The organism is Dyadobacter diqingensis (genome assembly GCF_024220585.1).
Lineage (GTDB): Bacteria > Bacteroidota > Bacteroidia > Cytophagales > Spirosomataceae > Dyadobacter > Dyadobacter diqingensis.
In genome coordinates this window covers 700,040-713,871 of the sequence record NZ_JAMXKF010000004.1, presented here as the reverse complement: position 1 = coordinate 713,871, position 13,832 = coordinate 700,040, and the positions used below count along the sequence as shown (strand labels likewise).

The following is a 13,832-nucleotide window of genomic DNA, read 5'->3' as shown; positions in this document are numbered from 1 at the left end:
ACTTATACGGTCGGATATTTCCACTCGCCGCGGTAATCGCGTCTCAACAGTTTGTTTGCTTCGGCGTCGCCGGGGATAATTTCCTTTTCACCATCCCAGACAATACTTCTGCCCAGTTTGTAAGACAACATCCCAAGCAAGGCCACATTTGTGGAGCGTTGCCCAACTTCGATTTCGCATACGGGAGGCGTATTGGTTTTGATAGAAGATAGGAAATTGGCCCATAGCTGCTGAATATTCTGGTCATCCGGTTTGTTCAGCTGAGCATCTTGATGGATGATTGGTTTGTTTGGGTTGGTTGGGTAAAATGTCCAGCCGTCGAGCCAGCCCATGTGAAATGTGCCTTCGGTTCCATAAAAATAAACTCCCACAGCCTGCTGCGGATGGGTTTTTTCCGCATGATTGGCAGCAAAGTTCCGGTGTTCCCATTCGAGTGTAAAACCGTCGAAATCATAAACGGCAACCTGATGATCCGGAGCATCCGTATTGTCCTGCCGGATAGCGCGCCCGCCCGTAGAATAAATTTTCTTAGGATATTTCTGCTCCGACCACCAAAGAACCTGATCCAGCCAGTGAATCCCCCAGTCGCCCAGGGTACCGTTGGCAAAGTTCAGATAATTCCTAAACCCTTTTGGGTGAATGGTTTTGTTGTAAGGAACAAGCGGGGCCGGGCCGCAATACAAATCCCAGTCAAGTCCTTTGGGTACTTCTTCGTTCGCCACTTTCTGTCCGGGACCACCACCGTAATGGACAAAAGCTCTGGCCATTCCAACTTTACCAGCCTTTCCGGATTTCAGAAACTCCATTCCCGAAACATTATGCGGTGATACCCTTCTGTGCGTACCCACCTGTACAATACGGCCATATTTTCGGGTAGCGTTAACCATGGCCCGGCCTTCCTGAATCGTGTGGCATATTGGTTTTTCCACATACACGTGCGCGCCGGATTCAATGGCAGCGATACAACATAAGGCATGCCAGTGGTCGGGTGTTGCAACGATAACAATCTCGGGTTTTTCCTTCAGGAGCATTTCCCGGAAATCTTTATACAATTTCGGTTTGTCCGGGGTTAGTTTCGAGATTTCCGACGAAGTATTTTTAAGTTGATTTTCGTCCACATCACAAAGTGCCACCACCTTGGATTCACCTGCCTGGATGGCACAGCGGAGAATATTGGTTCCCCACCAGCCCGATCCGATCAGTGCCGTTTTGTATTGGGTCGTTCTTTTGAGCGAGGTCAGGAGTGGCAGTGAAGAAAATGCCGCACCTGCCAGCACAGATTGTTCAATGAATTTTCTACGGTCCATTACTTTTGTCGATAGGTATAAGTTAGGAATCTATAAACTAAGCAGTGCTTTGATGATCAGCGTCATGCCGGGTTCAGCTTTTTCTGCCGCTGCGACAATTTTACTGAATTCAGCTTTTTCGAGTGTTTCAGGAATGCACAGATCGGTAATAACGGATAACCCGAAACATCTCAGGTTCATTTGTCTGGCGGCGATAATCTCCGGAACGGTGCTCATCCCGACGGTATCGGCGCCAAGCTGCCGGAGCAGACGGTACTCCGCCCGTGTTTCAAGCTGCGGGCCTGTGACACTCACATAAGTCCCCGCGTGTATCGGGATGTTGTTTTTTTTGGCAATATCCAGTGCGCTTTTTATCAGTGCCGGGTCATAAGGTTCGCTCATATCGGGGAACCTGTCTCCGAATTCGTTCATGTTTGGGCCGATCAAAGGATTGCCGGGCAGGAACAGACTGATATGGTCTTGAAGCACCATCAGGTCGCTTACTTTGAAATCAGGATTTAATCCGCCAGAGGCGTTGGAGACAAACAATGTATGGATACCAAGCATTTTCATGACCCGTACCGGAAACACGACCTGCTGCATGGAATAACCTTCGTAATAGTGAAAGCGGCCCTGCATACAGATGATTTTTTTACCGGATAACTTCCCGAAAATCAATCTCCCCGAGTGCGATTCGACGGTTGATACCGGAAAATGTGGTATGTCGGCATAGGATATGGTAAAGGCTACATCAATCTCACCGGCCAGAGAACCAAGCCCTGTTCCCAGAATAATTCCATATTCAGGGGCATAGTCTTCCGTGTACTTTTTTAAAAATGCGCTGGTAACCTTTATTTCTTCAAATGACATCGGGACAATTGTGGAATGATTGAGTGATTGAATGTGAGAATGATCGGGTGGGCTGTTTATTTTGCTTTCAGCTTACTGACCAGCCAGTTATTCATTAGGTCGCGTTCTTCGGGATAGGTCCAGTGGCCGGTTTCCAGATAAAGTTTAAGATCTTTTGGCGCCGTCGTGACGTTGTACGCAGCATACATGGACGTGGGAGGACAGGTTTCGTCGTTGTATCCCCACATGTAATACCCTGGCACTTTCACGCGGCGGGCAAAATTAACTACATCGTAATAACCGACCGTAGCCAGTTTTTCCTTTGTGTTGTTGAATTTTACACTGTTTTTATCAAAATAGTGCGGCCATCCACCGGCTCTTCCGCTGAGGTAACCTGTTACATCACTAAGCGCCGGATAAAATGCGCCAAGCCATTTAACTCTTGAATCCAGTCCGGCCGTGATGATCGACAAGGCTCCGCCCTGGCTACCTCCGGTTACAGCCAGATTTGTCCCGTCATATTGCGGAAGGCTGGTCAGGAAATCGTTTGCCCGAACGCAGCCCAGATAAACGCGTTTGTAATAAAACCGGTCTTTATCGTCCAGATTATAATTCGGATAACCATTCAATGCCCCCTGCCCAAGGTCCGTGTAAACGCTCGGATCCATAATGACTGACACACCATGAATACCAATTTCAAAGGTGATAATGTCCTTTTCAGCCATGGCCACATCCCCGTAATAAGCACGCACACCTGCGCCGGGCACTTTCAGCAAAGCGGGATATTTCCCTTCTTTTTTAGGGATCGTTAAAATGCCGTACAAACGAACATTATTTCTGAAATTTTGAAGATTAACGTGATATACATTCACCTTTTCGGTGCAGCGTTCGGGCAATAGCGTCATTTTAGCGTCCATTGGTACGGTTGCCAGTTCTTTCTTGGCTGCGTCCCAAAAGGCATCGAAATCTGCCGGATTACTCACAGTCGGCTGAATATTCTGCGGTTCAAAACCGGCGGTGGCTAAACCTTTGTATTCACCGCCGTCTACGTTTGTCCAGGCGACACATCTTAAAAAGCCCGGCGATTTAAGCGTCCCAGCATCCACGGTGATGGTTCCGTTCGCAGCGGTTTTGCTTTCTTTAATCGTTGGCTCCATTTTTTCAAGCCCGATTTCATAACGGACCGGCGCATTTTTTACCGGGTTTCCGTTTTGAAAAACCGAGATCGTGAATTTGACTTTATCACCCGTTTTGTAAGTCCAGTCCTCGCGGTCAGGCGCTACCAGAATTTTTACGGGACGCTCGACAGGCTGTGCAAAGACGTTGGCCAGAGAAAGCCAGAGAAAACAGACTAAAAGGTAAAGACGGGGCCTCACGAAATCAGATTTTATGGTGTTTTGCATAAGAATAATTTGAATTTAATTAACCGTTGGTATAGAAAGAGCCAATGTCGCGGTTTCTTTGATTCCAATCCGATTTTTTTTGCAATCTTTATTCCTGCAACTTGAAATCATCATTCATTAACAAGAGAAGTACAGTTTGATTCGCATAAATAAATTTATAAGTGAGACGGGATTTTGTTCCCGGCGGGAGGCAGACAGGCTGGTAGAGCAGGGGCGGGTAACGCTGAATGGACAAAAAGCAGTACTGGGCGACAAAGCTACCGATGCTGACGAAGTGTTGGTGGACGGCAAACCATTGAAAGCCAAAAAAGCCGGTATTTACATTGCATTTAACAAACCTGTCGGCATAACCTGCACGACTGAGCGCCAGATCAAGGGAAATATTATCGATTATATCAAACATCCTGAACGGATTTTTCCGATTGGCAGACTGGATAAACCTTCCGAGGGATTGATTTTCCTGACCAGCGACGGAGACATCGTCAACAAGATTCTGCGTGCCGGAAATAATCATGAAAAGGAATATGTAGTAACGGTTGATAAGCCGATCAAGCCTGATTTTGTACAAAAAATGAGTAATGGTGTCCCGATCCTGGACACCATTACGAAAAAGTGTTTTGTGCGAAAGGAAAGCAGTTATGTTTTTACGATCATTCTGACGCAGGGTTTGAACAGACAAATTCGCAGAATGTGCGAATATCTGGGATATAGTGTCACCAAACTTAAACGGGTCAGGATCATGAATGTAACGATGGAAAATCTGCCGGTCGGGAAGTGGCGGAATCTGACCGCGGAGGAACTGAAAGAGATCAATGATGCCGTTGAAAGTTCAACGAAAACGGAGGAAGGGTCTTATTCCGAAGACTGGAACGAGGAATAATTCATTTTAATACAATCTGTCGGGTTTAGTCCAAGTTCTGAAATGCTCCTGAAAATTAACGCTATCGCTTTACTCATCTTATTGAGCCTGGCTTCACAGGCTCAGAAACCCGATACGGTTTTTCTTGAAAAGCTGCTTAAAAGTAAACACGAGCTGTTTTCGGTGATCCTGGATGACCCGGGGAAAAAGCAGGTTCAGATCCTGTACACGCAGATCGACCGGGATAAGGATAATGTCCCTCATTTTAAAACGTTCAGCTATAACCTGGATGACCATCATTATTTTTTCCCGGCAAGCACGGTAAAACTCCCGACGTTGATTTTTGCGCTTGAAAAAATCAATGAACTGAAAGTACCCGGATTGGACAAAACAAGTGCGATGATCACCGGGGCGGATTTTGATAAACAAAGCCGTGTTGAAAAGGACACGACTGCCGCCAACGGCCTGCCTTCGATTGAACATTATATCAAAAAAATACTGTTGGTCAGTGACAATGATGCTTACAATCGCCTTTACGAATTTGTCGGACGGGCAGAGCTTAACCGGCGGCTCAGAGATTATGGTTTGACAACGAGCAGAATACTGAACAGATATGCCGTTAAAGACACCGAAATAACCTCACGACATACAAATCCGATAACTTTTTTCAATGAGGGGCAGCAGGTATATGCACAGCCTGGGAAATTCGATCCTGAAAATTATCCGATCGATTTAACCAATCTCGTGATGGGGAAGGCTTATCTGGATAGCTCGGACCGTTTGGTGAACAAACCGTTTAACATGGCCAATCGCAATGTTTTCAGTATGACGGATCAGCAGGCGGTAATGAAAAAACTGATGTTCCCGGAAGTTTTTCCTGAAAAGGACCGGTTTAAACTGACTGACGATGATTATAAGCTTATTTATACCTACATGAGCAAGTATCCGACAGAGAGTGATTATCCGAAATATGATCCTAAAGAAAACTGGGCGACGAGTGCCAAGTACCTCTTTTACGGGGCCGATCTGAATATCCAGCCAAACCCCAATATCCGTATTTTTAATAAGTATGGAGATTCCTACGGCTTCATTATTGATAATTCCTATTTTGTTGATTTTGATAACAAAGTAGAGTTTCTGCTGACGGCTGTGGTGCAGTCCAATGATGATGGGATTTACAACGACGGAAAATACGAGTACAAAGAGGTTTGTTATCCATTTATGAAAAATCTGGGGCAGCTTATTTATCAGACAGAACTCAAAAGAAAAAAGAAATTCCTTCCCGATCTGGCAAAATTCAGGATGCGCTATTAACTGAAAAGTAAAAGCACGTCAGCCTATCGCGCCAGCGTAGCGCGTTGTGTAAAGGATTGCAGCAAAAACAACCCCATGCCTACCATGATCGAAACATCGGCCATATTAAAAATCCCCGTCTGGACAACTCCCAGGTTGATATGCAGGAAATCGGTTACGGAGCCGTGTACAATTCTGTCGTAAATATTGCCGATACCACCTCCGATGGCAAAACTCAGTGCAAGCATGCTCATTTTGGAAATATTCTTCCGTAAAAACATATAACCTACGCCAAATGCCAGGGCGAGAACGGGAATTCCGGACAGCAGGATAAATTTCAGTGTTTCAGGCAAGGCACTTCCGACACTTAAAAAGGCACCTGTGTTTTCAACCTTCGTTAATGTAAAATAACTGCTGATCAGGCTGATATTTTCATAATAATCAACTTTCTGCCTTACGATGTTTTTTGAAATCTGGTCGCAGCCGATGTTGGCAACGAGGACAAACAGGACTGCGATATTGGTAATAATTTTTTTCGTATTCATTTTTAAATTTCAGGATAACGGCTATTTAAGATGTGTCTTAAGAAAAGCTGAAATTTTAATTCTGTTTGACTCCACATCAAACATTTCACCATAATGCGGCGCATTAGGAACAACAGTTAATTCACTTTTTACATTCACATGACGAAGATAAGAACGCAACAAAACCGATTGCGTGTATGGTACCGACTCATCTTTTTCGCCATGGAAGATTAAAAACGGAGGATCATTTGCGTCAACATAGGTGGTTGGACTGGCCAACGTTGCCAAATCCGGTCGTTCCAGAATGGTGGCCCCGAGTAATCGGGCTATTTCGTCAGCAGGGTTTTCGGCCTCGGTTGGCGGGGTAAAAGCAAGGAAATTGGACGGACCATAAAAATCCACAACTGCTTTGATTTTGAATGGCACCTGCTTGCCGTCATGTGAAAACTGCCTGACATTGTTGTTGTTTGAGAGCGCGAGCAATGACGCGAGGTGCCCGCCGGCTGAAAATCCGACCAGAGCAATTTTATTTTTGTCGATATGGTACCGCTCAGCATTTGCATAAAGCCAGCTGACCGCCTGATTACAATCCTGGATCTGTACCGGAAAAATGGCGTCGGTGCTATAACGATAGTCTATGCTGGCGAAGGCATAACCTTCATCAATGAATGATTTAACCGTATTTTTCATATAACCCATGTCGGCAAACTTGTCGTTTAACCGCCAGGCGCCACCGTGAACCCAGATAACCAGCGGGACATTTCCTGTTACGGAGGCCGGCAGGTAAATATCAAGTTTATGCCGTTTTAACGTATCACCGGCATAAGCAAGGTTATTATGCATGACAGTTCCGGCGGGGAAAATGCTTTTGATATGGTCGGGAATCTGCGCGTGCACTGCGCTCACTGTTATTGCGGTGGCCGTCAGGATGGTTTTGGCTGTCCGGCTCAATTTTGAGTACATCAATTTCATATCCGTAAGATTTTCAGTGATTTGCGTTAGTACCAGTTAAAGCACCGATGCGGTTTATCATACTTTCTGGTGATCCATAAGGTTATTAAAATCAACCCATTTTTTAATGATCAGTTCGATGAACCGTTTCAGGTATATCTCATTAAGAAAGACGTTAGACCAGTTATCAAAACGCTGACACTGAACACCGAGATAGAATAAATACGCAGCCGTACTCATAATGGGAATAATGTGTTTTTCGTCATCGTTGATCTTCGTAACCGATTCATAACCATTCAGAAAACTTTCCAGCTTGATCTTGTGCTGGCTTTCATCTTTTTCCAGATTAAACAACTGCATCACGTAATAACCGATGTCAGAAACTAAAAAACCATTGCCGCAGAAATCGAAATCGAAAATGCTGACCGCACCGGAATCGGAAAAATGCATGTTGTCAAACCAGATATCCATGTGAATGGCGCCCAACCTGATTTTTGACTTGTCAATCTGCCCGATTGCTTCTTTCAGGAAATCTCTCAATGCCGCGATGTAAATCATGTCCTTTTCATTCCGGTCGAGGAATTGTGTTAGCCTTTCAACAGACTGGTTTAGCAAAAGGTCAGCGGTATAAGTCACCCGGTCGAGTACCAGATTATGTGTGATCTGATGCATTCTGGCCATGGTTTCACCCACTTTGAAATGTATATCGGTGCCGTAGTTTAATGCCTTGCTGCCCTCGGCGTGTGAAAATAACACACCAAACCGGATGCCTTCCGGGGCTTTGAATTCTTTGATATAGTTTCCCGCTCCGTCTGCCATGGCGAAAGAGACCGGTAGGTTTTGCTCTTTTAAAAGATTAAGCAGTCTAATTTCTTCTAGTATTTCCGTGGTTGTGCGCCAATTTATCGAGTAAACCCGGAATATAAACTTCTGATTTTGACTGGTAACCAGATAAGTATGATTGATCCCGGTTTTTAACAATTTACAGCTGACTGTGTTTTCAAGCTGGTATTCTTTTTGGATAAACCCTGCGAGGTGATCAGCCGAAAGTGTGGTGTTGGTTACCGGAAAAAAGGCCATATGCTATCGCGTGAATTTTGGAGGTAAAGTTGGTTTGAAAAAAGTGTTATTGAATTTTAAGAGACACAGCGGATGTGGTCTATTCATCTTCAATCAACACTTTTCCGACAAAAGTGCTGTATTTTTTAACAGCCAGCTGAACCGCAGCCTGCTGCTTTTTATTTAATGGTTTGAAATAATCGGTTTCGACATCCACTTCCTTGTTTTTGATCGTCCGTTTCCAACTGCCTACAATCTGTCCGTCCGCAACAATCATCCGGTTGTAGGGGATATTGAGTTTTGAGTTTTCCAGAATTTTGGGTGGGAGGCTGAACAACGCAGACCGGTCTTTGTAACTCATACCGTATTCGTCGTAATCCGGCATGAGAAACGTAGCCTGCATTTTTGCAGGAACGTCCGAAACCGGTAAGTGAATGTAGGTTTTACCGTCAAGTTGTTCATGTACAAAATCATCTGGCAAGGCGGATATCCCGATTTTAGCATCTTTAACCGTCAATCCTGACCACATCACGAAATCCTGTAACTGCGCAGGACCGCGGCTCGCAAAATATCCGTAGGCTAATTTGGCCAGCGATTCTTCCTTTGTCAATTCTTTTACTGCCGGCGCGCGTTCGTCAATCAGCGCGTAGGTAAACTGCTTGCCATCACGCGGGCCGCTGCATATCAGTCCGTCCAGTTCAGCCTTCATCATCAGACAGCTTAAACGTACACCATCGCCGGTGACAATCTCTTTATCCAGTTCCGATTTTAAAGCGTTGCGGGTCATATATTTCCCGCCTTCCAGCGTTTTGATCAGAATATCATTACAGCGGTTAAATGTTTTTTCATCGATTTCACATTTCCGGTACATAAACGCATTTATTGCATTGACCCGCGGCGCCGTCAGCGCAATCATCAAGCGAATGTCTTCCGGCGCTACAAAATGCCAGGTTGGCCGCATGATGTGCGTTCTGAGAATCGCCCCTTCGTTAAATGCTTTTTCAACGTCTGCTTCCGTAATGCCGGGCACACGCAGACCAATCGCCCATTTTGCCATGGCGTATTCCTGTGCCTGCATTGCCACCAGGTACTTCACAATTTCCGCAGGAGCAGTCATCGTGTTATGGGCAATTTTCTGGTTGATCAGCCGGGAATGAATAATTTCCTGGGTATTCATGGCTTTCAAGTGCTTGAAATGTTTTCTGATTTATTTGGTCAACTGGGTAATCGGTGTGATTTCAATTTTTTTGAACTCTACTTCCGAACCTTCCGACTGCAAAGCGATCTGGCCTTTTTGCGCCGTTGCATTATAACCGTAATTGACAAAAACACCGTTGATCCAAACTTTAATGGAGTTTTTCACACATTCAATCGTCATGCTGTTCCACTGACCAAGCGGTTTTTCAGTCCCGTCTGTCAGGTTGGGAATCCTTCTTAATTTATCACCGTTTACGCCCCATTTTTCTTTTGGGCCGCGTCTTTTTTCCATATCGGGCGTCGTGATATCTTCCTGAATACACCAGAAATCACCAGCGTTTTCATGCATCATCTGCACTTCGATGGATTTCGGGAACATGTCATACAATGCTCTCGGTGTGGAGACAAAAACCAGAGCGCCGCAATTTCCCGGTTTTCCGGCGAAACGATATTGGAAGGTAAACCGGAAATTTTCATACTGCGCATCGCTGATCAAATGTCCCCCTGGTGTCCCCAGACTGACAAGCAATCCGTTTCGGATGATAAACGGCGTCTTTAATTTTGGATCTTTGTCCATAACCGGCACGTCCGTATGCCAGCCCTTTAAGTCCTTTCCGTTAAAAATACTTTTGGCTTTTTGCGCTTGCGAAATAAGTGGTACAGTAATAAAAATGCAGATAAGTAAAAGGAAACGGTTTGTCATGGTCAGGTTATTTTGGTTTAAATTGTTAATCCCACTTATTTTCTGAAATATCGCTTTTTAGAATTTCATTAATGGAAACTTTCGCGTCCAATAGTGCATAAATGCTGGTCCCGCGTTCCCGTGCATACTGGTTTTCGATTTTCCCGGTACGTAAAATGGTTTTGAACAGCGGTTGTTCTTTTTTTCGTTCCTGATCGTCATCATCGGCGTTCTGAACGAGTATCACATTTTTAATTTCCTCATCAAGCGGTACCCAGTTTATATAATCCGCGTTCATTGTAACGGCCTGAATATTGTATCTGGAATAATAATTAATGGCACCAGCCTGGCCGTAATTATCACAAAGTACCAGTGTATGGCTTTTATCTTCAATCTTTTCATAAGCAGCATCAACTTTCTCCGCAAGTTCTTTCCATCCGAGCATATCTGCAAAGTCCTGCGGCAGAGCGTGATCCTTGCCGTCTTCCCAACGCAGCAAACCCAGCGCCTGATAACGTTTCGAATGCTGACTCATCACAGCCGGACTGTCAATCGGGAAAGCCACCCTGAATACGGGAATAAATAAAAGCAGAATAACCAGCACAGCTACCGGACGGAGCCAGGTAAATTTTACCCGGAGTGCGTTTTCAAGATAGACAGCGCCGAAAGCGAAGAAAATCGGGTAAAGCCCGATCGCGTAATAACCTTTGGCTCTCAGATAAGTGAACAGGGATAAGGTGAAAACAAAAGCCAAGAAAAATGCCTGGTATTTTCGAAAGGCTGGATAGCGGAAGAAGGAAAAAAATCCGGCAAAGAGCACGAAAATCGATCCCATAAAAAACAAGAGCTGTTCTTTAAGAAAGTCGAGCCGGTTCACGTTCACCAGCTGCGTTTTTTCAAGCAATTGCATATGATGGACAACCGGGAAGTTATTCTGAAACTGCCAGATAAGATTGGGCAAGGCGATCAGCAAGGCTATAATTCCCGCAAAGTAAAGATGTTTATTGGCGAAAATCTTACGCTGAGGTGTGATCAGAAGCGCCGGAATAAGTCCGATAACCTGGAAAATGATATTGTATTTGTTCAGAAAACCAAAACCAAGGGCGACCGCCGTGAGGTAAAGCCACTTGTTGTCCTCAGACTCTATGTATTTTAAAACCGAAAAATAGAGCAGTGTCCAGAAAAGCACATCGGCAGAATTTGGCTGATAGAGCATATTGATCCGGAGTAACACGGAAAAAGTAACGGCCGCTGCACCCAGGATCAGCGCAAACAAACCACCCTTTAATGCTTCTATCGCTTTCCAAACGACAACCATCGTCAGCACGCCAAACAGCGCTGGGAAAAATTTAACCCAAAAAACAGAATTGCCCAGGAGTAAAATCAGATAGGAAATCCAGGACGTAAACGGTGGAACCGACAGATAACCCCAGGCGAGATGTTTCGCCTGATCCAGATGCAGGTATTCGTCGCGATGCAGGTCATATCCTGGACCTATTATGACAGCATGCAACCCCAATTTTACAAGGATAAAAAGCCAGAGTATAAGTGTTTTCTTCAAGGGAAGTCTGTTTTCAGGGTTTGGAAAAGATCAGTTAACGTTTAGGTGTTTTCTATTTTCGGCGGATCGACGGTAAATTTCATAACCAAAGCCGTCTGATTTTTGTCTTCATGGGTGAAAACAATTTTCTTATCACCGTCAAAGACAAATCCCGCTTTTTCATAACAGCGGATCGCCGGGAAGTTATCCTCAAAAACGTATAGGTAAATCAGGTCGGGGGCGAAGACACGTTTACATTCGTCGACCAGCAAATTAACAAACCGAAGGCCTAATCCTTTCCCACGGCTGTTTTGGTTTCCAACGAGCAATCTCCCAAGCCGAGGAGTATTGATATCGTCAACGATTATTTCTCCAAAGGCAAAAGCTTCGTTCTGGTCGTCATAGGCCATGTAAAACTGGCGTCTTGGAAAGGAGCTTTGATAGGCTGCGATCTGTTGCCGGGTTAACGGAAATGTCCAGGCAGTACCTGCGAATTGGAACAAAAGATCTGCGTCTGTGATCCAGCTATTTAAAAGATCAAAATTGTCCGGCGAATAGTTTTGAAGCCTCATGAATTGAAACGCGCAATGGTTTTACGAAAAATTATTCAATTATGACATAAACTTAACCGAGAGTTAACATCATTCCTATATCTTTGGTAGGAGTGGTAAGCATTAAAGTAAAATCGTATAGTGACCTATGTTTTGGTATGAAGAGGAAGTTGTGAGAGTGGGGAAGGAATTGTCGCGTTTGGATTATTTGCCGGAAACTGTTTTTTACGGCAGTTCCACATTTACATTATGGGAAACGTTGTATACCGATTTTGAGGCATTAAAGCCTGTGAATCTGGGTTTTGGCGGTTCCACGCTCGCGGCCTGCGCGTGGTTTTTTGACCGGGTTCTGGCCCCGGTTACTTCGGCGAAATCGATTATTATTTATGCCGGCGACAACGATCTTGGCGATGGAAGACAACCGGAGGAGGTTTGCCTGTTTTATCGTCAGTTAATTAGTCAGATACGAAACCGGTTCGGAAATATTCCCTGTTCGTTCGTTTCCATTAAGCCAAGTTTGCAAAGATGGGAAATTATCGAACAGATAAAATCTGCTAACCGGCTGATTCTTGCAGAAGTTGAAAAAGACGAATTTCAGCACTATATTGATATTTTTCCGGAAACACTGAATGAATTCGGTTATCCCCAGAAAGCATTTTTTGAAGCAGACGGGCTGCACCTGAGCAACGAAGGGTATGCTGTCTGGAAGGAAGTGATAAGTAAACAGATTAGCCTGATTAACTAACTTTTAACGCAACGGTTTTAATTGTCGGAGTGCCATGGAAAGAGGATATCATAAGTGGTTCAGCAAGATACTTGATCGGGACATGGAGCTGTTGGCTTTTGGGCATTCAGGCGAGCCGGTGATTTTTTTCCCGACAAGAGGGGCCCGTTTCTATGACTTTGAAAACTGGAAGGTGATTGAAGCCATGCGCGACAAAATTGAATCCGGAAAGCTTCAGGTATTTTGCGTGGACAGTATTGATAACGAAAGTTTTTATTCTGATGCACTGCCCGAAGCCCGGATTTTGCGGCACGGACAGTACGAAAGCTATATTCTCAAAGAAGTGATTCCTTTCATCAGGAAGCAAAACAGTGATAAACGGCTGGTCTCGGCGGGTTGCAGCCTGGGCGGTTATCACGCCGTCAACATTGCCTTCCGGCATCCGAAACTTTTTACAAAGGTTGTGGGCATGAGCGCCCGATACGATCTGACGATATCGCTTCCGTTTTTTGATGACCTTTTCGACGGGTATTTTAACGATACGATTTATTACAACATGCCAACGCGGTTTATAGCCATGCTTTCGGACAAGCGGATCGTCAGGCAGATCAAAAAGCTTGAAATCATCCTGGTAATCGGACTGGAAGATTCTTTCCTGGAAAACAACCGGCAGCTGAGCAACGCGCTCACGAATCTCAAAATCCCGCATGCCTATTACGAATGGCAGGAGGAGGCGCATCGCTCGCGTTACTGGCGTCAGATGGTTCAGTTGTATTTGTAAATTTTATACGAAACGGATATTTTACAGAACTAAAAACGGTTTTGTCGTTTTGATGAATTCCATGTTTCGTGATTTCCTTGTTTCAACAATCTTTTTCTCGATATTCGGGTTATACTTTCAATAAACCTACCCG

General features: G+C 44.8%; 14 protein-coding genes. 4 read left to right on the top strand and 10 right to left on the bottom strand.

The annotated features are described in order from the left end of the window. Window positions 1-2: 2 nt before the first annotated feature. From M1L62_RS15265 to M1L62_RS15255, 3 genes are read right to left on the bottom strand one after another with little or no spacing between them, the layout of a single operon-like run. The gene (locus M1L62_RS15265) at window positions 3-1,307 is read right to left on the bottom strand and encodes a Gfo/Idh/MocA family protein (RefSeq protein ID WP_254560450.1); all 1,305 of its coding nucleotides are present in this window, start codon (window positions 1,305-1,307) and stop codon (window positions 3-5) included. A 30-nt stretch (window positions 1,308-1,337) separates the two neighbouring features. After that, window positions 1,338-2,156, bottom strand: a complete 819-nt coding sequence (locus tag M1L62_RS15260; RefSeq protein WP_254560449.1) for a purine-nucleoside phosphorylase — start codon at window positions 2,154-2,156, stop codon at window positions 1,338-1,340. A gap of 56 nt (window positions 2,157-2,212) precedes the next feature. Then, window positions 2,213-3,538, bottom strand: coding sequence for an acetylxylan esterase (locus M1L62_RS15255; RefSeq protein ID WP_254560448.1), 1,326 nt, complete (start codon window positions 3,536-3,538; stop codon window positions 2,213-2,215). Window positions 3,539-3,674: 136 nt separating this feature from the next. On the opposite strand from M1L62_RS15255, the gene rluF reads away from it, so the two are divergent. Then, a complete protein-coding gene (rluF, locus tag M1L62_RS15250) occupies window positions 3,675-4,418 on the top strand; it encodes a 23S rRNA pseudouridine(2604) synthase RluF (protein ID WP_254560447.1) in 744 nt (247 codons plus the stop codon). 42 nt (window positions 4,419-4,460) lie between these two features. Continuing rightward, complete coding sequence (locus M1L62_RS15245; RefSeq protein ID WP_254560446.1) at window positions 4,461-5,711, top strand: serine hydrolase; 1,251 nt, start codon at window positions 4,461-4,463, stop codon at window positions 5,709-5,711. A 23-nt stretch (window positions 5,712-5,734) separates the two neighbouring features. Here M1L62_RS15245 and lspA read toward each other — a convergent pair whose 3' ends face one another. The 7 genes from lspA to M1L62_RS15210 form a co-directional block, all read right to left on the bottom strand. Beyond that, complete coding sequence (gene lspA / locus M1L62_RS15240; RefSeq protein WP_254560445.1) at window positions 5,735-6,235, bottom strand: signal peptidase II; 501 nt, start codon at window positions 6,233-6,235, stop codon at window positions 5,735-5,737. 21 nt (window positions 6,236-6,256) lie between these two features. Next, entirely contained in the window at window positions 6,257-7,186 is a 930-nt protein-coding gene (locus tag M1L62_RS15235) for an alpha/beta hydrolase (RefSeq protein ID WP_254560444.1), read from the bottom strand. A gap of 57 nt (window positions 7,187-7,243) precedes the next feature. Next, window positions 7,244-8,245, bottom strand: a complete 1,002-nt coding sequence (locus M1L62_RS15230) for a phosphotransferase enzyme family protein (protein WP_254560443.1) — start codon at window positions 8,243-8,245, stop codon at window positions 7,244-7,246. Between the two features lie 79 nt (window positions 8,246-8,324). Beyond that, window positions 8,325-9,401, bottom strand: a complete 1,077-nt coding sequence (locus M1L62_RS15225; RefSeq protein WP_254560442.1) for a winged helix DNA-binding domain-containing protein — start codon at window positions 9,399-9,401, stop codon at window positions 8,325-8,327. A gap of 30 nt (window positions 9,402-9,431) precedes the next feature. After that, window positions 9,432-10,124, bottom strand: a complete 693-nt coding sequence (locus M1L62_RS15220; protein WP_254560441.1) for a 3-keto-disaccharide hydrolase — start codon at window positions 10,122-10,124, stop codon at window positions 9,432-9,434. A 25-nt stretch (window positions 10,125-10,149) separates the two neighbouring features. Next, window positions 10,150-11,664: a glycosyltransferase family 39 protein gene (locus tag M1L62_RS15215; RefSeq protein WP_254560440.1), complete on the bottom strand. Its 1,515-nt coding sequence runs from the start codon at window positions 11,662-11,664 to the stop codon at window positions 10,150-10,152. A 41-nt stretch (window positions 11,665-11,705) separates the two neighbouring features. After that, complete coding sequence (locus M1L62_RS15210; RefSeq protein ID WP_254560439.1) at window positions 11,706-12,215, bottom strand: GNAT family N-acetyltransferase; 510 nt, start codon at window positions 12,213-12,215, stop codon at window positions 11,706-11,708. Between the two features lie 127 nt (window positions 12,216-12,342). Here M1L62_RS15210 and M1L62_RS15205 point away from each other — a divergent pair, with 127 nt between their 5' ends. Beyond that, entirely contained in the window at window positions 12,343-12,939 is a 597-nt protein-coding gene (locus M1L62_RS15205; protein WP_254560438.1) for a GDSL-type esterase/lipase family protein, read from the top strand. Window positions 12,940-12,973: 34 nt separating this feature from the next. Then, a complete protein-coding gene (locus M1L62_RS15200; RefSeq protein ID WP_254560437.1) occupies window positions 12,974-13,699 on the top strand; it encodes an esterase family protein in 726 nt (241 codons plus the stop codon). Window positions 13,700-13,832 lie beyond the last annotated feature (133 nt).

Bases quoted from the DNA above. Each gene is read 5' to 3' on its own strand.
- lspA (WP_254560445.1), bottom strand. From the start codon at position 6,235: ATGAATACGAAAAAAATTATTACCAATATCGCAGTCCTGTTTGTCCTC.
- M1L62_RS15255 (WP_254560448.1), bottom strand. From the start codon at position 3,538: ATGCAAAACACCATAAAATCTGATTTCGTGAGGCCCCGTCTTTACCTT.
- M1L62_RS15225 (WP_254560442.1), bottom strand. From the start codon at position 9,401: ATGAATACCCAGGAAATTATTCATTCCCGGCTGATCAACCAGAAAATT.
- M1L62_RS15235 (WP_254560444.1), bottom strand. From the start codon at position 7,186: ATGAAATTGATGTACTCAAAATTGAGCCGGACAGCCAAAACCATCCTG.
- M1L62_RS15245 (WP_254560446.1), top strand. From the start codon at position 4,461: ATGCTCCTGAAAATTAACGCTATCGCTTTACTCATCTTATTGAGCCTG.
- M1L62_RS15205 (WP_254560438.1), top strand. From the start codon at position 12,343: ATGTTTTGGTATGAAGAGGAAGTTGTGAGAGTGGGGAAGGAATTGTCG.
- M1L62_RS15260 (WP_254560449.1), bottom strand. From the start codon at position 2,156: ATGTCATTTGAAGAAATAAAGGTTACCAGCGCATTTTTAAAAAAGTAC.
- M1L62_RS15210 (WP_254560439.1), bottom strand. From the start codon at position 12,215: ATGAGGCTTCAAAACTATTCGCCGGACAATTTTGATCTTTTAAATAGC.
- M1L62_RS15200 (WP_254560437.1), top strand. From the start codon at position 12,974: ATGGAAAGAGGATATCATAAGTGGTTCAGCAAGATACTTGATCGGGAC.
- M1L62_RS15230 (WP_254560443.1), bottom strand. From the start codon at position 8,245: ATGGCCTTTTTTCCGGTAACCAACACCACACTTTCGGCTGATCACCTC.
- M1L62_RS15265 (WP_254560450.1), bottom strand. From the start codon at position 1,307: ATGGACCGTAGAAAATTCATTGAACAATCTGTGCTGGCAGGTGCGGCA.
- M1L62_RS15220 (WP_254560441.1), bottom strand. From the start codon at position 10,124: ATGACAAACCGTTTCCTTTTACTTATCTGCATTTTTATTACTGTACCA.